We start from the raw sequence: 19,290 nt of genomic DNA, 5'->3' as shown, positions 1-19,290 counted from the left end.
CCCGTGGATAATTCTTGAAAACTAATTTCACTACACCATAAAAAAACTATTTCTTCTAGTAGGTCTGTTGGGGACAATGGGCCTATCCCACGTAAGGGCTCAGGCATCAGTTGATCCGCCTCCCTGCACTCCTTCCTGTGAAAAGGCAAAGTATTATGCCATGTCTGAGTCCAGTTCGGGTGAGATGTGCTGTTCTTTAACTGACAACCCACTTAATTCTTGCACAGGTCAGGCTTGCTCTTAAAAATTCCATGAACCTGTTCCATATAGTATGGGACAGGTTCACCTCTTTAAACAAAAATCGTTACCTAATCTATTAGATATTTTGCAATCCAAACCCAAATGAAAACGATTTCAAACCTTTTGATAATCCTTGGTTTCCTCTTTTTTAGTAGTTGTAACTCTTCCCATGATGGGGATAAAAAACAATCAGTAGAAGTTTCCTTTGACTTAAAGAACGCAGAAAGTGACCAATTTGATTCTGTATTTCAAATAAAGGAGGTTTTTCCTCTCTTCGGTAGTGAAGACCTCCCAATTAAACGGGTCAAACGATTGATCAAGCAGGAAAAAAGCTATTGGCTTTTGGCTCCAGACCTTATTCTACTTACTGACCTGGAGGGAAGAGTAATCCGAACCATCAGTGACAAAGGAGAAGGTCCGGGAGAATTTCAATCTCTCGATGATATCCGTTGGAACGAATTTAGCCAATTGATGGAAGTCCTCGATCGCACCAGTGGAAAACTAATCAGCTACAATTTGGCGGGTGACTTTCAAAAGGAGTGGAAAAACAGATTTCTTTACACCTCTTTATCCTTTTTCCCGCTAGGAAAAGAATACCTTATTTATGGAGGAGCATTTTTTGATGGAGAAGGAGATCGGCTAATCTTGGTTTCTCCAGAATCAGGAGAAAAAACCAACGGGTTTTTGCCTATAGACAATGAAAGGAACTTCCTTAACGTGCTAAATCACGATGTCTTTTTTGGGAGTCAGTCAGGCGTAGAACTATTTTTTTCAGACAGAGACACTATCTATTCAATTGCTGCAAAACAAGTTTCTCCTTTTGTCACATTCAATGCTGGATCTAATAAGGTTCCTCGTGAAGTGTACCAAAGGAGCTTTACGAATATCATGGAATATCGTGAAGAGCTAAAGAAACAGAATTATATCACTCTGTTTACCATTCAGCCAACTAACAAACACTATTACCTCCGATTCAGACATCAGTCCGATTTTTACCCCGCAATCCTCGAAAAATCCTCAGGAAAACTCAAATTGATCAAAGCTTGGGATTCTGGTTTTGGAACTGAGTTTGAAGATTTGTCTTCCTATTTTACTTTAGCTCCTATAGGAAGTGAGGAAGACCATATTTACTTCTCTATTGACCCATATGAGGTCAAATCAGCCATCGAAAAATTAAAAGATCATCCCAACCTTTCTGCATTCCTTCAGGCAAATCCACGAATAAAGCAGATCTATGATCGGTTTAACGAGTACGAAAATCCTTACATTCTCAAACTCAGTATCCGGGAGTTTTAATCTTAATCTAAAAACCTCCAACTCGCCTTGTGATTCTTATCCAGTGGCTTACCAGTTACTTTTGCTCTCAGGATTTCAATCGGCATGGCGTTTTGGGTTAGGATCAAGTCGTGGAATTGCTTCTCAGGCATCTTGCCGGAGTCGACTAGTTCTTTTCTCATCGAATAGATTTCCAAAGCTCCGATCATATAGGCGATTTGGTAGAGCGGTCCATAGCTTCCTTCGAAGGAGCGTCTCACCTCCGCCTCTGCATTGGCACGCTCGTGACCGACTTTGTCCACAAGCAGGTCGATGCATTGCTGAGGTGTCATTTTCCCCAAGTGATAATTCAAGGAGAAAATAATCCGTGCACAGCGGTGCATTCTCCAGAAAAGCATGCCGACTTTGTCTTTGGCGTCCCTCGGGAAATTGCGGTCCCAAAGCACAAACTCCCAATACAAAGCCCAGCCCTCGGTCCAGAATGGCGTGCCGAAAGGCCGTCGATGCGTCATGTAGCGTTGATTCATAAACTGCTGCAGATGGTGGCCCGGGATGAGTTCATGCTGCACTGTCGCTCTGGAAAAATGGGGATTATTCCCCCGCATAGACATCATCTTTTCCTCGTGACTCATCTCAGAGGTGGGGTAGGAAATTTGAATTACTTCACCTCCTAGGAAAAAGGGACTCACTCGCTGTCTTTCCGCGGAGATCATGCTGGTTCGCCAGGTTTCGATTGCCAGGGGTGGCACAGTCAGCCAGTCATTTTTGACCATGATGTCGATTGCCTCTTCTCCAAGTTTAGCTACTTCTTCCGGCCACGCTCCGGCAGGCAGATAGGTTTCCTTCACCATTTCCAAGGCTGCTTTCCAGTCATTGCCAAATCCGAGTTCATTGGAGGCTTTCAGCATTTCCTTTTCACACCAGGCAAACTGCTTCTCTGCCTCGGCGATCAGCTCTTCGGGAGAATAGGCGATCATTTCGAAGGCCAGTTGCTTCTCCAACGCTTCCCTTCCAATCGGCTTACCGATGATTGCGCTTCCATCATCTTTGACCGAGTTGGTATAGTGCTCGCGAAGGGCTTTAGCATAGGCTTTCATATTTGCGTCGAGTTTTTTCCAAGGTTCAGGCATCCACCAAGTGAAAGCTGGATCATAATCGTAGTAGAAATCATAGGCCTCTTTAACCACCCGGCTGAGGCTTTCCACGGCTTGAGCGGCCAAGTCAGCTTGTTGCCATGAAGTGTATTTTGAGGCAGAGGCCAAGGATTTGTGTTGGGCTGCTACGGCTTTGGCCACGGCATCCCAAGACGCAGCCAAGGCCTGAGCGTCCGGTTGTTTTGCTCGGCGACGGGCCACGACAAAGTCTTCCAATGGCTTACCGAAAGCAACTACCGACTGAATTGCCATAAAATCCCGCTTTTCGAGGTCAAGCTCGGCGAGTTGCTTTTCGAGGAAATTGCGAAAGAGGACATAGTCGATTTTCCCGTCTTCGGAGAGTGCGTCATAGTTTTGGGATTGGAGTGTCTTGAGGTAGTCTTGATTGAAGGACTCCATTCGGGCAAAATACTCCGCTGATAACCGATTGGTGTACAGACGAGAAAGCGCCCCCCGATCGGCCTGATAGGTAGTGATCAGATTGACCAGCTCGGTGGCTTCAGCCCACAGGGAGCCAAAAACGAGAAATACGAAAAGCGCTATTTTTTTCATAAGTTTTATTTTTCAAGAAAGCAGTAGAAGGAATATAAACATAGAATATTCTGGCTCTTTAAAAAACCACAAAATCCTCAATGGCTAAATTGGATTTCAAAAAGAAGAATAACACCACATAGGCACATAGAGACACATAAGTTTTAGGAGGATTAGCCTATTTCTATGTTTTCTATATGTCTATGTGGTTAAATAATATCACCAAAGTGAGCTATAGTATTTACTCACAAAGGTTTTTTGTCCGTGTTGGAATAAATTGGTCACATTGAAATTCAACAGGATTCCCTTTGGGATTTTTAGCAGGTTCATATAATTGATCACTTGGGCTTCATGGATTGGCAAAAGTTCAGCCACCGTCTTCAGTTCTATCACAATTTGGCTTTCAACCAGGAAATCACATCTGAACAAACCTTGAACATGGTGCCCTTTGTACTCAATCGGTATTTCGAGTTCTTGTTGAAATGACAATCCCCGCGTTGTTAATTCTATCTCCAAACAGGTTTGATACACACTTTCCAGCATTCCCGGCCCGATATGCTTGTGAACCTCAATAGCTGCCCCGATGATTTGATAGGAAAGCTCATCAATTTGTTTTCTCGTATTTCTCATAAAAATTTATGGTAAAAATCCTTGACCTTGTTCTATTATAAAGTGTAAAAAACTGTTTTTCTATTGATTTACAATGAGTTGAAAGTATATTTTTTCGGTCCTAGAGGGGCTAGATGGCATTTCTCTTGAACAATTAAATAATTAAAAAAAGGATTACCACATAGACACATAGGTTCACATAGTTTTCCAGAAGGATGATTTATTTTCTATGTTTTCTATGTGCCTATGTGGTTATTATGAAAATCATACTTTCTGTACATCGGTTTTATTAGTTCCACTTATTCATTTAAGTCTACACAGTTCTAAAATATTGTACTCATTTTTCTATGCTTTCTATGTGTCTATGTGGTCAATAAAAAATCTAGTGTCTTGAAAGAAGGTCAAAACCTAAACTGATATCCACCGGCATCTTTGAAGGAATTGGCTTTTCGGGTGGAGTCGGGAGAATTTGTCTTTAGGTAGTTTTCCCAAGGGCCTGGGTTTTCGAGATCGATGCTTAATTCTACCAGTTTTTCAGGGGAAAAGGTATTCATGCCTCTCAGTCCATCGACCAAGCCGAGGTAACCATGTTGGGAAAATCGGTACACTTTAGCCCATCCTTGATCGGCACTTTTGGTAAGTCCCAGGCTTTCCTCCACAAAGAGTTCGGCAGGCAACATGTCCTTATAATACAACCAAACCACCGAGCCCTTAAACTGTAAATCCCCTTCAATTCTTGTTGATTTGGGCTGCAACTCGGCCAATTCGGGCATCAGGACTTCATTTTCCGGATGCTGAAAAAAGGTCTCAAACTCCAGGAGATACCCTTCCGGGTCCACCGCCACAAAGCCGTCGTGCGGACCTCCCGGATTTTGCTTGAGCGGATATTTGATCATGACTTTTTGCTCCTGCAGGTGAGCATACCACCCTTCCAATTGATCGGTGAGAAAAGCCAAAGCCACGGATTTGGGTTCGGCGCCGGTGTATCCTGAATCGGCAATGGACTGAAGCGTCAAAAAGGAATCTCCTGAGATCAGAAATTTGGCTGTGCTTTCACTTTCCTCCACCAGTTCCAGACCAAGCGTCGTTTGGTAAAAAGCTTTGGCTTTGACCAAATCTTTGTAAAACCACTTCACCTCCAGTCCTTGAATACCAAAATCCTCCAAGTCCCGAAAGGCAGAATTTTCAGCCAGCAAGTCATTGATTCGCTCCGTCGGATAGCCCAATAATCGACCGAATCTCCGACTTAGCTCTCTTTTTCTCATCGCACTGATATTTTCCTCGGCCAACTCCTGCTTCAGATCTTCATAAGCTTTGAGCGTGTTCCCTTTATAGAAAAGCACCACTTCCTTTCCCTCGACACTTGATACAGGAAACAAATCGGCCTGTACCAAGGTAGCTTCCCGATAGAAACTCAACCCGTATTTCTGACTGATGCGCTTCACCTCCGGCATAAAAAGATCCAACTCAGCAGAGGTCATCGGCGGGCCCAAGGCCAGGGGTTTGACTCCGGCTTTAACCATTTCTGCAAAGGATTCGATCTGTCCGGATTCCTTTTTGAAATCCCGCTTTTCACAAGAAAACAAGAGGGTAAGAAGGAAAAGAAAATAGAGGGATGACTTTTTCATGAATTGAAAACTTCTCATTGTAAGATATTGCGTGAAGTAGTAAAAAATTTCCCTTTCCGCACTGACCAATACCGGAAATTCTGCTCTAAATCCCTAATTTCTTCGATTAACCTATTGATAAAAAGAGGTTTACAAACATTTCCCTATATTGAATCCTAAGTAATCATTGATTTTCTCTTTTTTTTCAAAATCCCCCTTCCCAAGTAGAAACCTCTAACCCCAATCTTTTATGGAATTAGTAATAAAAAACCTCTCAAAAACCTACTCCAACGGAGTGAAAGCACTCAATGACATTTCCCTGACCATTCCACAGGGGATGTTTGGACTTTTAGGCCCAAACGGAGCCGGAAAATCCACCCTGATGCGAACCATCGCTACGCTTCAGGAGGCGGATTTTGGCAGCATTCACCTGGATGGAATTGATGTCTTGAAAGACAAACAGGCCGTACGGGAGCGACTGGGCTACTTGCCCCAAGACTTTGGCCTCTATCCCCGCATCAATGCAGAAACTATGCTCGATCACATTGCACAGATGAAAGGCATCGGCAACAAAAGCGAACGAAAAGAACTCGTTGCTTCCCTTTTGCAAAAAGTGAATCTTTTTAAAGACCGTAAAAAAGGCCTCGGCACCTACTCAGGGGGAATGCGGCAGCGATTCGGAATCGCCCAGGCATTGATCGGGAATCCATCCCTGATCATTGTAGACGAGCCTACTGCCGGACTGGACCCTTCGGAGCGCAACCGCTTTTATAACCTTCTCTCCGAAATCGGTGAAAACACCATCGTGATCCTTTCCACACACATTGTCGAGGACGTGAATACGCTCTGCTCCAACATGGCCATTATCTGCTTTGGAGAAGTGCTGATGCAGGGTACACCCAAAGAAGGTCTGGCGATGGTTCAGGGAAAAATCTTCGAGAAAACGATCCTAAAATCAGAATTGGACCAGTATAGAAAAGATTTTCATGTGATTTCTACCAAGCTCAAAGAAGGCAAATTGAGCCTGAGGATCGAAAGTGAAGAAGATCCGGGAAGTGGTTTTGGGTCGGTTCCAGCCGATTTGGAAGATGTGTATTTCAGCTTTATTTCCAGAAAAGTAGATCCGATCACCATCTAATCCCCTGGGCATGTTTAAGGATATCTTTCTCTTCGAACTGAAGTATCGCTTCAGCCGTCCGGCCACCTATATCTACTTTGCGTTGCTGGTGATTGTGCCTCTCATTCTTTTTGGAACAGGAAATACGCCTGCCTCTGAAAAAGTATTTCACAATTCCCCTGTGGTGGTTGCGGAATTTTTGCTTTTGTCTTCCATTTTCGGGATTTTGATTGCATCGGCCGTCATGGGCGTTCCGCTCTACCGGGACATCGAACACAAGACAGGAACTTTTCTTTTTAGCTATCCCATTTCCAAGTTTGGATACTTCATGGGAAGGTTCTGGGGTTCATTTGCCACCTTGTTATTTATTTCTTCCGGAGCTTTGCTGGGGATATTTCTGGGGAGTCTCATGGGCCCGCTTTTTGGGACCGATGCCGAGCGATTTGGCCCAAATGAGCTGATCAATTACCTGCAACCCTGGTTGACCTTAGTGATTCCCAATCTATGGCTTGCAGGTACTTTGTTTTTTGCGCTGATCATCTTTACCCGAAATATCCGATCGATTTATTCGGGAAGTATTATCATTTTCATCGGCTATTTGCTGGCTAATTTTTTGGCCAGAGATATCGAGAACAAAGATTTGGTTCAGCTGATCGATCCCTTTGGGCTCAATTCTTTTGACTTGCAGACCCGCTATTTGACCCCTTATGAGAAAAATTCGTTTTTGGTTTCCATCACGGACAACTTGCTCCTCAATCGGATCCTTTGGACACTGTTGGGTCTTCTATTTTTCATCGGAGCATACTTCAGATTCAACTTCACTTACTTTTTTCAAACTCCTCAGAAGAAAAGTAAGGCAAAAGCCGAAACACTTGAAGCTCCAGTAGGAGTCCTGAAGCAAGTCATTTCTGATTTTTCTACACAATACCAGTGGAAGAGTCTCTCCACCCTGACCAAAATAGAAGTTCAAAATGTACTCAAGGACATATATTTCCGATCTATTTTACTGGGAGGGATGATTTTTCTGGTGCTGGATTTCTGGATTGGAAATACCCTTTACAGCGTACCCAATCTTCCATCCACCTCCTTCCTGATGGAATACAAAGGTTATGACTACACGCTGTTTGTGTTTATCATTCTTGTGTTTTTCACAGGAGAGGCCCTTCACCGGGACAAGGCGACCGGATATTCGATTATCAGCGACACCTTCCCGGTAAAGGATGGAATCATCATTGCCTCCAAATTTTTGGGAATGGCTTTCATTTGTTTGCTATTGACCTCCCTGCCAATCGTGGTGGGCTTGATCGTTCAGATTCTCAAAGGTTATTATCTATTTGATCTCCACGTTTACCTGATCGACAGTTACCTGATCACGCTGCCTGATTACTTACAGATGGTGATGCTGGTATTTGCTGTGCATTTGGTGGTCAATAACAAATTTGCTGGTCATGCAGCAGCGATTGGTATTTGGGTGGTAATGATTATTCTGAGAAATTTTGCTGACTACAACTTTAACCTGTTTTTCTTCAGCTATAAGCCCAGTTACACCTGGAGCGATATGAATGGGTTGGGGCATTTTGCCGAATTCCTGATTTGGTTCAATATGTATTGGACAGCTTGGGGGGTGTTTTTGGTGCTTTTCTTCAGCATCTTTTTCAGCAGAGGATCAGAGGATTCTTGGAAAAGCCGTTGGCAAACAGCAAAATCCCGATTGAAAAGACCCGCGACCCTGCTTTCAGTCGCATTTCTTATAATGGCCTTGGCTGCGGGAGCTTACATTTTCATGTCAGTAGTCTATGAAAACAACTATCTGACCGTAGAAGAGGGTAAATTGAGGAGCGTGGCCTATGAGCAACAGCTTAAGAAATACGAACGGCTTCCCCAGCCAAAATATACCAAAGTCAATATCAAAGCAGATCTTTTCCCTCTGGAACGCGAAGCCTATTTTGAGGCAAAAGTCCAATTGGTCAATAAGACTGATGCAGTGATTGACTCCATCCACTTCAACAGTTCAGAACTGTCAGAATTTAAGGTAATCCTTCGTGGAGATACCCTTCCTTATCGGTTCCCCTTGGTATATCCATCTGCTAAATTTCAGATTTTTGGCAAAAAGGAACCCCAACACTGGTATCAAATCACCGCACTTCCCCAACCCATGCTACCTGGAGACACCTTGGACCTCGTCATCGTTTCCAACAAGAAATTCCAAGGTATTCCCAATTCAGGATATGGAAGAGAAATCGTTTACAACGGTACGTTTTTCTCAGGAGGCATTCCTAGGATAGGCTATGTTGCGAATAATGAACTCTCCAGCGATGAAGACCGGAAAAAGTACGGTCTGCCACCCAAGCCGGAAGATTTGCCAGAGCATCGGGATCCGTATGGAGAATCTACGCTCCTTTTCGTGGGCGAAGCAGACTTGATTTCCTTTGAGGCTACTGTAAGTACCATTCCTTCGCAAGTAGCGGTGGCGCCTGGATATTTGCAACGGGAATGGGAGGAAAACGGTCGGCGGTATTTCCACTACATTCAGGATACCCCGATTCAGGCTTTCTTCACCTTCGTGTCTGCGGAGTATGAGTTGCTAAAAGAGGAGGCCTTTCTTCCCGACGGGCAAAAAGTAAATATTGAGATCTTCCATCATCCTACCCACACCTATAATCTGGATCGGTTTCTTGCCGCCTATGTGGATGGACTGACCTACTTCTCAGAGACCTATGGCAATTTCCAATTCCGCCAAATGAGACTTTTGGAATTTCCAAGATATGCCGGCTTTGCGCAGTCCTTTCCCAATACCGTACCCTTTTCGGAGAGCTTTGGCTGGGTGGCTGATTTCAAAAAGCCGGATGATTTTGATTATGTCTATTACGTGACTGCACACGAACTTGCCCATCAGTGGTGGGGACATCAGATCACGCCAAACTACACCAGGGGTTCGAATCTTATATCGGAGGCCTTGGCAGAATTTTCTGCCCTGATTCTCACCGAAAGAAGGTATGGAAAAGACAACATGAAGCGATTCCTAAAAGAGGAACTGGACAATTACCTATCCGGTAGATCAAATGAAGGGAAAAAAGAAAACACCTTTATCAATTGCAATCGGGCCTATCAGTGGTATTATAAGGGAAGTCTGATCCTCTACGGGCTTCAGGATTTGATCGGACAAGAGGCCATGAATTCGGCACTTCGCAGCTTCAATCAGGAATTTGGTTTGAGAGAGACCCCTCCTTTTCCGGGAAGCTATGATCTCTATGACCACCTCTATGCAGTAACTCCTGACAGTGTAAAATACTACCTGGACGATACCTGGAACAAAATCACCCTCTATGACAACAAGGCGGAAAAAGTCACAGCAAAAAAACTGGCCGATGGTGAATATGAAGTCACACTGAATGTCCGATCCCAAAAGCTCTATGCGGATGAAACGGGAAAAGAATCCAATGCGGAATATGAAGCCGACTACATTGATGTGGGTATTTTTGCAGCCGAAGACAAAGACGAAAATGGCCGAACCCGAGTCAATCCGCTTTATATCCAAAAGCATAAGATCAAGCCCGGTCAATCCACAATCACGGTCAAAGTCAAAGGCGACCCTGTCAAAGCCGGCATCGATCCTTACAATAAGCTGATCGATCGACTGCCGGATGACAACACAGCCGGCATCGAAAAACTCTAATCCCCGAAGCCCCGGAGAAATTCGGGGTTTCTTATTTTAACCTTTAACTTTGATCAAAAGCAATCGAGATGGAGCAAAAGGAAAAACCTGTTTTCGACAAGCGTATCTTTTGGGATGTCAATTTTGAGAATTTGGATTATGACAAAAAATACAAGTTTGTCATCGAGCGCGTATTTGAGCGGGGTGACACCCCCGACATCCGCAATTGTCGAAGGTATTACGGAGATGAACTAGTCGCAGACGTGTTGCTCAATGCTAAATTTCTCCCGCACATGCGAATGTACCTCGCAGCAGCAGTAATTGATCGTCCAGTAGAAGATTTCAGATGCTACAAACTCAGACAGTCGAACCCGGAACTCTTTCCTTACTGAAAAAACTTTGTCAGCTCCCTTGTCTTCAGGGATTTGCATTGGTCGGAGGAACAGCACTTTCTTTAAAGCACGGACACCGTTTATCGGTCGATTTGGATCTTTTTTCAACTTCCAAATTCGAATATGAAGAAGTTATACAATGCCTACAAAATGAATTTGGTAATGACTTTCTAGTTGAAGACAAGCCGGCCAGATTTGGTATATTCTGTTATATAGAAAATGTAAAAGTAGACCTCGTGAGACACCCCCATCCACTTTTGGGCCAAGTGGAAACACTCGAGGACATTCGCTTTTTTTCAGATCGGGATATCATGGCCATGAAAATCCAGGCCATTTTGGGAAGGGGAAAAAAGAAGGACTTTTGGGATATTGCCGAACTATTGAAGCAGTATTCCGTGGCGGATTTTATCCAAAATCACAAAGAAAAATACAGCACCCAAAATCTCCTGATATCCATTCCCCAGGTGATGGTATATTTTGAAGATGCCGAAGAAGACGAAGATCCAGTCAGCTTAAAAGGCCAAACTTGGTCCAGTGTCAAGAAAGCCATCACCAAAAAAGTGGCAGCTCATCTACGATGACTTTTTAAATTCCCTTGGAGTCTTACCCGTGATGCTTTTGAAACTCCGGTTGAAATAAGACAAATTCTCAAATCCCACCCGATAGGCAATCTCCGAAATCCCCAACTCCGTCTCCTGAAGTAGTTTTTGCGCCTCGTTGATCCGAAGCTGCTGAAGATATTGGGTAAAAGTTTTTCGCGTGCGAAGCTTGAAAAACCTGCAAAATGCTTCTTTGGAGAGATTCGCTTTCTCTGCGACATCTTCCAGAGAAATGGGCTGAAATCGGTTTTCCAGCACATATTGCATCACCCGATCCATCCGGCTTCCATCTTTTTCCGAAAATGCACGCATCAGTCCCGACTCGTTTAACCGAACCAAATCCTCACCCGCCTGATCTACCAAAACCAGTAATTTAAAGGCCAGCTGAAAACGATGAAGCCCTTCACTTAAGCCTAAAGTATCAAAGAGCCCCTTGATTTGGCTAGCCGTGCTTCCCTGTATCTGGAAACAAAGACCTTGAAATCCTCCAAATTTCCTCAACGACTGAAGTTCATCCAATTCTCCCACAGCCTTTTCTAAAGCTTGAAAATCGAAGAAAATGGTATTTCCTGCTGATTTGAGTTGCGTATCTTTTTCAAAAAACTCAGGATCACTTCGAAAAACGTGTGGTGCATTTTCACCCAAAAAGTATACATCTCCTGGCTGAAATCTCCCGACATAATCCCCGCTCAGCAATTGCCCTTTCCCTTCCAAAATCACCGTAAGCTGCAACTGTGGATGCTGATGCAGCTTGTCATAAAAGTGCGGTCCACGATCCTCCTGATAGCGGACAAACTCCCGTTGGGACTTGGGGACTTGGAATGAAATGACTTTTGCCATCGTTCAAATAATATGAAATTGAGTAAAAATAGACGCAATAATTGATTAAATGATCAATATCGTATCAAAATGAACTAATCCTGTGAAAGAAAAGCCTGTCTTTGAAATTTATCTTTGAAATCATAATCAAGTATTCATCAACCTCAGTGTCCTCTGTGGTAAAATCAAATAAACTATGAACTGGAAAGGCGTATTCCCCGCGGTCACGACCAAATTTCACGCAGACGGAAGTCTGGATATGGACCTGTTTTTCAAAAACCTGGACTTCCAGCTCGAATGCGGAGTTCATGGAATCATCCTCGGCGGTACCTTGGGCGAAAGCTCTGTACTATCTCAAGAAGAAAAAATCACCCTGACCGGTGAAACGGTAAAATACATCAACGGAAGAGTTCCAGTGATCCTGAACATTGCCGAAGGCGCCACAAAAGATTCACTGTTCTGGGCTAAAAAGGCAGAAGAACTCGGGGCTTCCGGACTGATGATCTTGCCTCCGATGCGCTATGCAGCAGATGCTCGTGAAGTAGTGACTTACTTCAAAACGGTCGCCAACTCCACCAAACTACCAATGATGATCTACAACAATCCGGTGGACTACAAGACCCTGGTGACCATCGACATGTTTGCCGAGTTGGCAGAGTGCGAAAACATCCAAGCCATCAAAGAATCTACCCGCGACATCTCCAATGTGACCCGAATGATCAACCGATTCGGCAATCGATATCAATTGCTTTGTGGAGTAGATACCCTGGCTATGGAGGAGTTGCTGATGGGTGCAGTTGGTTGGGTTGCTGGCTTGGTGTGTGCTTTTCCAAAGGAGACAGTGGCTGTTTATAACCTTATTCAAGAAGGTAAAATCGAAGAAGCACGTGAAATTTACCGTTGGTTCCTGCCTTTGCTGGAGCTCGACATTCACCCAAAACTCGTGCAATACATCAAGCTTGCCGAGCAGCATTGTGGCATCGGTTCTGAGCACGTGCGCGCTCCTAGATTGACTTTGATCGGGGAAGAAAGAGCGAGAATTGAGAAGATTATTTTGGATGGAATAAAAAGTCGTCCGTTATTATCGTGATTTTGAAATACAGTAGAAACATCTTGAAATAGACCCCGCAAGCGGGGTGAAATACTTCCAGAAATTTATTTCACCGAGCAAAGCGAGGTATATTTCAATTGTATTTCCACGGTATATCCTCAATTACCAAAAATTAAAAATCATGAACCTCGACAACCTTTTCCGTGCCGCCCAAGAAGCCTTTCTTTTCTACAAGAATCTCCCTGGAAAAGAGAAAGGAGCCTTTTTAGATACTCTTGCAGACACCCTAGAAGCCAAGCGATCTGAAATTGTCCCCTTGGCGGTCAAAGAGTCTAACTTGCCCGAAGGCAGAATCAATGGCGAATTGGGCCGAACAACCGGTCAAATCCGTCTTTTCGCCAATCTCGTCAAAGAAGGCTCTTGGGTAGAAGCCACAATCGATCCGGCCATGCCCGACCGCACGCCCCTGCCGAGAGCCGATATACGCAGATTCTTGACACCGTTAGGACCGGTGGTGGTCTTTGGGGCAAGCAATTTTCCATTGGCCTTTTCGACTGCCGGAGGTGATACAATTTCGGCTTTGGCAGCAGGTTGTCCGGTGATTTACAAAGCGCACCCTGCTCACCCGGAGACTTCCAGAAAAGTCGCCGATTGCATCCATCAGGCCATTCTGAAATGCGGGCTTCCTTCCGCACTTTTCACTCATGTGGAAGGAGGAATTTCCGAAGGACAAGCTTTGGTCAAACATCCAATTGCCAAAGCAGTGGCCTTTACTGGCTCACACTTGGGAGGAATGGCTTTGTTTGATTTGGCCAATCAGCGGGAAGAACCCATTCCTGTTTTTGCCGAGATGGGCTCGGTCAATCCGATTTTTTGCTTTCCGCGTAAGCTGGAAAAAGAAAATGAGGATTTGGCAAAAGCATTCGTCGCCTCTCTCACCTTGGGAGTAGGTCAGTTTTGCACCAATCCTGGGTTGATCTTTGTGCCGGAAAAGCTGGCCAAAGCCTTTGAAAGCGCCATTGCTGCCGAATTGAAGGACATTGCTGCCGCACCCATGCTCCATCCAGGAATTGCTCAGGCCTATTACGATTCCATTCAGTTTTTGGAGTCCAGAGAAGAATTGCGTTGGGTAAAAGTGGCTGATCCCAAGCACTTGATCAATGGAAGTACAGCCCTTGCTGAAATCAAAGCAGTAGACTGGCTGAAAGACAAATTGTTCCAAAAAGAAGTCTTTGGAGCCTTTGCCATGATGGTCGTATACCAAAGCGAAGACGAACTCCTTGAAATCGCCAAGCACCTCCACGGTCAGTTGACAATCACCGTTTGGGCGGATGCCGAAGAACTCCAAAACCAGCTTTTCCTCCTCAATCTCCTGGAAGAAAAGTGTGGCCGACTACTCTTCAAAGGAGTGCCTACCGGAGTGGAAGTGGGCTATGCCATGCAGCACGGCGGACCATTCCCTTCGACCACCGCACCAAACAGTACCTCGGTCGGTGCTTATGCCATCAAGCGATTTGCCAGACCGATCGCCTTCCAGGATATGCCTCAAGAACTGCTTCCGGATGCCTTGAGAGATGACAATCCGCTGGGAATTTGGAGAATGGTGAATGGTTCTTACACTAAATAAAATTGAAATACCAGAGAAATACACTTCGCTTCGCTCAGTGAAATATTCTCTGCCCAGAATGGTGGTTCTAAAGTATTTCATCCCGCTTGCGGGACTTATTTCTGTAGTATTTCAACAGTATTTCTCACTATAGTTTCAAACTTCGAATTTCAAAATTCAATGCCTTCTCGCCATACCTTTTCTTGCATCGATGCTCACACCTGTGGTAATCCCGTTCGGGTGGTTTCCGGAGGTGTTCCTTTCCTGAAAGGAAATACCATGCTGGAAAAGCGCCAATACTTTATGGAAAACCTCGACTGGATCCGCACAGGTTTGATGTTTGAGCCACGAGGACACGACATGATGTCAGGATCGATGCTTTTTCCTCCGCACGATCCGGAAAATGACTTCGCCATTCTATTTATTGAAACTTCTGGCTGCCTGCCCATGTGCGGTCATGGCACCATCGGGACGATCACCATTGCCATTGAAGAAGGCTTGATCCATCCCAGGACTCCAGGATTTCTGAGAATGGAATCGCCTGCCGGGTTGGTCTTAGTCGAGTACAAGCAGGAAGGAAAAAAGGTGAAGTCTGTGAAGCTGACCAATGTCAAAAGCTACCTAGCGGCAGAAAACCTGGAAATCGAAATCGAGGAACTCGGAAAATTAACTGTAGATGTGGCTTATGGCGGCAACTTTTACTGCATCGTTGATCCTCAGGAAAATTTCCCCGGTCTGGAGCATTTCAAAGCTGAGCAATTGATTTCTATGGCACGAAATCTCCGTTCAAAGATGAACAAGCGATACGACTTCATCCATCCGGAACACGACAGAATCCGCGGACTTTCCCATGTAATGTGGACGGGCAAAACCCTGGATCAAAGCAGTACCGCACGCAATGCGGTGTTCTACGGAGACAAAGCCATCGACCGTTCCCCTTGCGGAACAGGCACCTCTGCCCGAATGGCGCAGTGGTTTGCCAAAGGCTGGCTAAAGCCCGGAGATGAATTTGTACACGAAAGCTTCATTGGTTCCAAATTCATCGGAAGGATCGAGGAAGTCACTGAGATCGCCGGTCAGCCGGGGATTGTTCCGAGCATTGAAGGCTGGGCCAAAGTCTATGGCTACAACACCATCATCCTGGACGATGATGATCCGTATGTACATGGATTTCAGGTGATTTAACTCAGGAATTACAAGTGAACCCAGAAAATGACTTCCCAAAAATGGAAGTCATTTTTGTTTAGCAGGATTTCGGAAAATTTTGGTTTGAAAGGTTGAATTATACCTAACTTAAAGGAGGACTTATCTCTGACTTTTATGCTGCGAATTTCTTTTATCGCAAAGGCTCTGACTTTTGCGTTGCTGATTGGTATATCCCTTCGGACCTCGGCTTTTCAGAAAGACGTTCTTTTTGCATCTGAAGCACCTTTGGACTTGGAAATAGTGACTAATTTCAAGCTGCTCAAGGGATCGAAATCAGATACGGTATTTTTCCCAACCTTTATCAAATTCAAAAACCAAGAGGGAAAGCCTGACTCTGTTCCTGTAAATCTCCGGGGAAGAGGGAACTCCAGAAGAGCGCAATGCTTTTTCCCACCGCTTTGGATAAAAATCCCCAAAGGATCCACTAAAAACACCCCTTTCGAGGGAAACAGAAGCCTAAAACTGGTGCTACCCTGTCAGGAAGGAGATTCTTTCAATCAACTTATTGTCAAAGAGTACATCGCCTACAAACTCTATGAACAGGTAAGTCCCTACTTTTTCCAAACCAGACTGATCAATTTGACTCTCACCGACCGGCAAAACAAAAAAGGGAAAACCTATGCCTTGACGGCTTTTGTTCTGGAAGATGTAGACAATGTTGCCGATAATTATAAGGCAAAAACAAAAGACTCGGGTTTGATTTTACCCCAGTTTGTTAATGATACCTTAGCCTTAAAGCAGGACTTTTTTGCCTTTATGATCGGAAACACCGACTGGTCCAATACCTCCCAACACAATGTGAAAATGTTGGATACCGGGAAGGGGAAATTTATTCCTGTTCCCTATGATTTTGATTACTCAGGGTTTGTGAATGCCCCGTATGCCGTGCCTTATGACTATTTGCCAATCACAAAGGTGACCGAGCGATTGTACAGAGGAATCTGCAGGAATGAGGTCCTTACCCAACTGGTTAAATCTGACTTTTTGCAAAGCGAGTCACAGATTTTAGCCACTCTGGAAAAATACAAGTCCCTGCTCCCAAGTTCCGAATTTGAATCATCACGAAACTATTTGATGGACTTTTTCTCCATACTCAAAAATGAAACTGCCTTTCAAACTCAACTTGCCAGTGCCTGCCAAAAATACAATCTAGTAGAAAATTGATGCTTTGATTGAGAAAATCAAAAAATATTGTCAATCCAGCATCATTTCTTGTCAATTCAGGCCAACACAATTCGAAATTTCCATTTTACCTTCGTCACTGTTTGACTTTATAAATACAGGTTGAATCCAGCATTCTTTCCTGATTTCTGAAAGAAAAGTAAAGAATCTGCTTATTGACTTCGCAGTTGAAATTATGAAACCAACCCTTATCATCGGCGGCGGAATCGTCGGAATGTTTTCGGCCTATTTTCTTCAAAAAGAAGGAATTGAAGTCACCGTCGTTGACCGAACAGACCTACTCGACAATTGCTCCACGGGAAATGCCGGGATGATCGTGCCGAGTCACATTATTCCTTTGGCAGCTCCCGGCATGGTGACTAAGGGAATTACCTGGATGTTTTCTTCCAAAAGCCCGTTTTACATCCATCCTCGCCTGGATTTCAAGCTGTTGCAATGGTGCATGCTTTTCTTTCGGTCGGCCAATGAAAATCAGGTTCAAAAGGCCATTCCTTTCCTGAAAAATCTAAGTCTGTTGTCCAAGGCGCTCTACTTGACCTTTAAAACAGATCATCCTGGGGCAGCTTTAGCACTTCAGGAGAAAGGCTTGATGATGGCCTATCAGACAGAATCCATGGAAAAGGAGGAAGTGGAATTTGCTCATCTCGCTCGAAAATATGGATTGGAAGCGGAAATTCTGACTCCTCAGGATATCCGAAACGTAGAACCCAATTTGGAATTGAAAGCCCGCGGGGCGGTACTTTTTCCAGGAGATGCACATTTGGACCCTGGAGCGCTCTATGGATTTTTGAAAAAATATCTTGAAGAAAAAGGCGTAAAATTCCTACCGAACACCCAGGTATTAGGATTTGAAAAATCCCGATCAAAAGTCGGGGCTGTCATCACCAATCAGGGAAAAATCGAGACTGAAAAAGTTCTGCTTTGCGGAGGATCTTGGTCAGGTGAATTGGCCCAAATGCTGGGATTTGGGCTTCCGATGATGGGTGGAAAGGGCTACTCATTTATCCAAAAAAATCAGCCTGAGATCAATCAAGCCACCATTCTCACCGAGCAGAAAGTAGCAGTCAGTCCCTACGGAGATACGGTACGTTTTGGAGGGACCTTAGAAATCGCCGGCACCAATCAAAAAGTGGACATGCGCCGCGTTCAGGGAATTTTTGAATCGATCAATCGCTACTATCCGGGTTTTGAAGCCAAATTCCCGGAGGAAAATCAAATCTGGAAAGGACTTCGACCTTGCTCCCCGGATGGTTTGCCATACATTGGTTTCGCTCCGGGCTATTCCAATGTGTTGGTTGGTAGCGGTCATTCCATGATGGGGATTTCGCTTGCTCCTGCCACCGGAAAACTTCTGGCGGAACTGCATCAGCAAAAAAATCCAACAATGGAAATCGGAGGATTTGAAGTGGGGAGGTTCAGCTAAACAGATGAGATAATTTTTCTATTCCTCCCAATTGGAATTTGGTGATTCTAATCCCAAAGTTTAACCAAGGGAGGTAGTGAACCAACCCGGTGAAAAACCAATCGATGAACGCCACCTATGATCAAATCGATAATGGGCCAAGGTTAAAGTTTCCTCATTCTAGCATCAATCCATTCAGAAAAGCTAATTTTAGACCATGAAGAGACTCTTGATGCTGGGATTGCTTTCCTTTGGTTTATTTTCCTGCGACAAAATCTGGCTGCCCAAACCTCCCGGCTACAATCGGATTGATCTACCAAGACATGATTATCAAAAGTTGGAGCAAGGCTTTCCCTATCAGCTTGATTTTTCAAAGTATAGCCTGGTAGAACCTGACTCTTTTAATCTAACAGAAAAAAACTGGATCAATCTCAATTACAGGGATTTCGGGGCAAAAGTCCATTTGACCTACAAAAAAATAGGCGGCAATACCGAGTTTAAAACCCTTTCAAACGATGCATTCAAACTCACGGCCAAACACCAAATCAAAGCATATGGTATCGAAGAGGCAGTTCTGATCACACCAAATGGCTATTCAGCCGTGGTGGCGGAATTAAGCGGTGAAGTACCTACTCAATTCCAGTTTTTCGTGACCGATTCTACCACGCATTTTCTGAGAGGAGCACTGTATTTTAATACAGCCATGAAAAATGATTCGCTCGCACCGGTGATCGAATACATCAAAATAGATATGACTCACCTGATCAATTCTGTAAAGTTTTTGGATTGAAAAAGTGAGAAAACCAAAAAATCCTGCCTGGAGTATATCAGGCAGGATTTTTTGG

Annotated in this window: 15 protein-coding genes; 11 read left to right on the top strand and 4 right to left on the bottom strand. The window is 44.4% G+C overall.

Going from position 1 to position 19,290, the window contains the following annotated elements; translation table 11 throughout:
* The first annotated feature begins 342 nt into the window (after window positions 1–342).
* The gene (locus CLV31_RS15240) at window positions 343–1,536 is read left to right on the top strand and encodes a 6-bladed beta-propeller (protein ID WP_111393764.1); all 1,194 of its coding nucleotides are present in this window, start codon (window positions 343–345) and stop codon (window positions 1,534–1,536) included.
* A gap of 2 nt (window positions 1,537–1,538) precedes the next feature.
* Here the strand turns inward: CLV31_RS15240 and CLV31_RS15235 are convergent, their stop codons facing one another.
* The 3 genes from CLV31_RS15235 to CLV31_RS15225 form a co-directional block, all read right to left on the bottom strand.
* Window positions 1,539–3,221 carry a DUF885 family protein gene (locus CLV31_RS15235; protein ID WP_111393763.1) on the bottom strand — a complete coding sequence of 561 codons (1,683 nt, stop codon included), beginning with the start codon at window positions 3,219–3,221 and terminating at the stop codon, window positions 1,539–1,541.
* A 198-nt stretch (window positions 3,222–3,419) separates the two neighbouring features.
* Window positions 3,420–3,830: a GxxExxY protein gene (locus tag CLV31_RS15230; RefSeq protein WP_111393762.1), complete on the bottom strand. Its 411-nt coding sequence runs from the start codon at window positions 3,828–3,830 to the stop codon at window positions 3,420–3,422.
* Between the two features lie 380 nt (window positions 3,831–4,210).
* Window positions 4,211–5,437 carry a VOC family protein gene (locus CLV31_RS15225; protein WP_181452642.1) on the bottom strand — a complete coding sequence of 409 codons (1,227 nt, stop codon included), beginning with the start codon at window positions 5,435–5,437 and terminating at the stop codon, window positions 4,211–4,213.
* Between the two features lie 229 nt (window positions 5,438–5,666).
* Between CLV31_RS15225 and CLV31_RS15220 the strand changes: the two genes are divergently transcribed.
* From CLV31_RS15220 to CLV31_RS15205, 4 genes are all read left to right on the top strand, one after another.
* Window positions 5,667–6,554 carry an ABC transporter ATP-binding protein gene (locus CLV31_RS15220; protein WP_111393760.1) on the top strand — a complete coding sequence of 296 codons (888 nt, stop codon included), beginning with the start codon at window positions 5,667–5,669 and terminating at the stop codon, window positions 6,552–6,554.
* A gap of 10 nt (window positions 6,555–6,564) precedes the next feature.
* Complete coding sequence (locus CLV31_RS15215) at window positions 6,565–10,209, top strand: ABC transporter permease/M1 family aminopeptidase (RefSeq protein WP_111393759.1); 3,645 nt, start codon at window positions 6,565–6,567, stop codon at window positions 10,207–10,209.
* A 68-nt stretch (window positions 10,210–10,277) separates the two neighbouring features.
* Complete coding sequence (locus tag CLV31_RS15210) at window positions 10,278–10,580, top strand: DUF6922 domain-containing protein (RefSeq protein ID WP_111393758.1); 303 nt, start codon at window positions 10,278–10,280, stop codon at window positions 10,578–10,580.
* Entirely contained in the window at window positions 10,535–11,161 is a 627-nt protein-coding gene (locus CLV31_RS15205) for a nucleotidyl transferase AbiEii/AbiGii toxin family protein (RefSeq protein WP_111393757.1), read from the top strand. Before CLV31_RS15210 ends, CLV31_RS15205 begins: the two co-directional genes overlap by 46 nt.
* On the opposite strand, the gene CLV31_RS15200 is transcribed toward CLV31_RS15205, so the two are convergent.
* Window positions 11,153–12,019 carry an AraC family transcriptional regulator gene (locus CLV31_RS15200; protein WP_111393756.1) on the bottom strand — a complete coding sequence of 289 codons (867 nt, stop codon included), beginning with the start codon at window positions 12,017–12,019 and terminating at the stop codon, window positions 11,153–11,155. The two genes, CLV31_RS15205 and CLV31_RS15200, sit on opposite strands and share 9 nt — an antisense overlap.
* A gap of 175 nt (window positions 12,020–12,194) precedes the next feature.
* Between CLV31_RS15200 and CLV31_RS15195 the strand changes: the two genes are divergently transcribed.
* The 6 genes from CLV31_RS15195 to gldD all read left to right on the top strand — a co-directional run bounded on the left by CLV31_RS15195 (window position 12,195) and on the right by gldD (window position 19,235).
* Window positions 12,195–13,088: a dihydrodipicolinate synthase family protein gene (locus tag CLV31_RS15195; RefSeq protein WP_111393755.1), complete on the top strand. Its 894-nt coding sequence runs from the start codon at window positions 12,195–12,197 to the stop codon at window positions 13,086–13,088.
* A 115-nt stretch (window positions 13,089–13,203) separates the two neighbouring features.
* Complete coding sequence (locus tag CLV31_RS15190) at window positions 13,204–14,676, top strand: aldehyde dehydrogenase (NADP(+)) (RefSeq protein ID WP_262510283.1); 1,473 nt, start codon at window positions 13,204–13,206, stop codon at window positions 14,674–14,676.
* 159 nt (window positions 14,677–14,835) lie between these two features.
* Window positions 14,836–15,840, top strand: a complete 1,005-nt coding sequence (locus tag CLV31_RS15185) for a 4-hydroxyproline epimerase (RefSeq protein ID WP_111393754.1) — start codon at window positions 14,836–14,838, stop codon at window positions 15,838–15,840.
* A gap of 135 nt (window positions 15,841–15,975) precedes the next feature.
* Window positions 15,976–17,025 carry a hypothetical protein gene (locus CLV31_RS15180; protein ID WP_111393753.1) on the top strand — a complete coding sequence of 350 codons (1,050 nt, stop codon included), beginning with the start codon at window positions 15,976–15,978 and terminating at the stop codon, window positions 17,023–17,025.
* Between the two features lie 193 nt (window positions 17,026–17,218).
* A complete protein-coding gene (locus tag CLV31_RS15175) occupies window positions 17,219–18,466 on the top strand; it encodes an NAD(P)/FAD-dependent oxidoreductase (protein ID WP_111393752.1) in 1,248 nt (415 codons plus the stop codon).
* 196 nt (window positions 18,467–18,662) lie between these two features.
* Window positions 18,663–19,235 (top strand): gliding motility lipoprotein GldD, encoded by a 573-nt coding sequence (gene gldD, locus CLV31_RS15170; RefSeq protein WP_111393751.1) that lies wholly within the window; start codon window positions 18,663–18,665, stop codon window positions 19,233–19,235.
* The last annotated feature ends 55 nt before the right edge of the window (window positions 19,236–19,290 follow it).

This window comes from Algoriphagus aquaeductus, from assembly GCF_003253485.1.
Classification (GTDB): Bacteria; Bacteroidota; Bacteroidia; order Cytophagales; family Cyclobacteriaceae; genus Algoriphagus; species Algoriphagus aquaeductus.
Note: the sequence above shows the minus strand (reverse complement) of the source record. Positions and strands in the feature narration are given on the sequence as shown.

Excerpts from the sequence above, each read along its gene's own strand:
- CLV31_RS15240 (WP_111393764.1), top strand. The coding sequence starts at position 343 with ATGAAAACGATTTCAAACCTTTTGATAATCCTTGGTTTCCTCTTTTTT.
- CLV31_RS15235 (WP_111393763.1), bottom strand. The coding sequence starts at position 3,221 with ATGAAAAAAATAGCGCTTTTCGTATTTCTCGTTTTTGGCTCCCTGTGG.
- CLV31_RS15230 (WP_111393762.1), bottom strand. The coding sequence starts at position 3,830 with ATGAGAAATACGAGAAAACAAATTGATGAGCTTTCCTATCAAATCATC.
- CLV31_RS15225 (WP_181452642.1), bottom strand. The coding sequence starts at position 5,437 with ATGAAAAAGTCATCCCTCTATTTTCTTTTCCTTCTTACCCTCTTGTTT.
- CLV31_RS15220 (WP_111393760.1), top strand. The coding sequence starts at position 5,667 with ATGGAATTAGTAATAAAAAACCTCTCAAAAACCTACTCCAACGGAGTG.
- CLV31_RS15215 (WP_111393759.1), top strand. The coding sequence starts at position 6,565 with ATGTTTAAGGATATCTTTCTCTTCGAACTGAAGTATCGCTTCAGCCGT.
- CLV31_RS15210 (WP_111393758.1), top strand. The coding sequence starts at position 10,278 with ATGGAGCAAAAGGAAAAACCTGTTTTCGACAAGCGTATCTTTTGGGAT.
- CLV31_RS15205 (WP_111393757.1), top strand. The coding sequence starts at position 10,535 with ATGCTACAAACTCAGACAGTCGAACCCGGAACTCTTTCCTTACTGAAA.
- CLV31_RS15200 (WP_111393756.1), bottom strand. The coding sequence starts at position 12,019 with ATGGCAAAAGTCATTTCATTCCAAGTCCCCAAGTCCCAACGGGAGTTT.
- CLV31_RS15195 (WP_111393755.1), top strand. The coding sequence starts at position 12,195 with ATGAACTGGAAAGGCGTATTCCCCGCGGTCACGACCAAATTTCACGCA.
- CLV31_RS15185 (WP_111393754.1), top strand. The coding sequence starts at position 14,836 with ATGCCTTCTCGCCATACCTTTTCTTGCATCGATGCTCACACCTGTGGT.
- CLV31_RS15180 (WP_111393753.1), top strand. The coding sequence starts at position 15,976 with ATGCTGCGAATTTCTTTTATCGCAAAGGCTCTGACTTTTGCGTTGCTG.
- CLV31_RS15175 (WP_111393752.1), top strand. The coding sequence starts at position 17,219 with ATGAAACCAACCCTTATCATCGGCGGCGGAATCGTCGGAATGTTTTCG.
- gldD (WP_111393751.1), top strand. The coding sequence starts at position 18,663 with ATGAAGAGACTCTTGATGCTGGGATTGCTTTCCTTTGGTTTATTTTCC.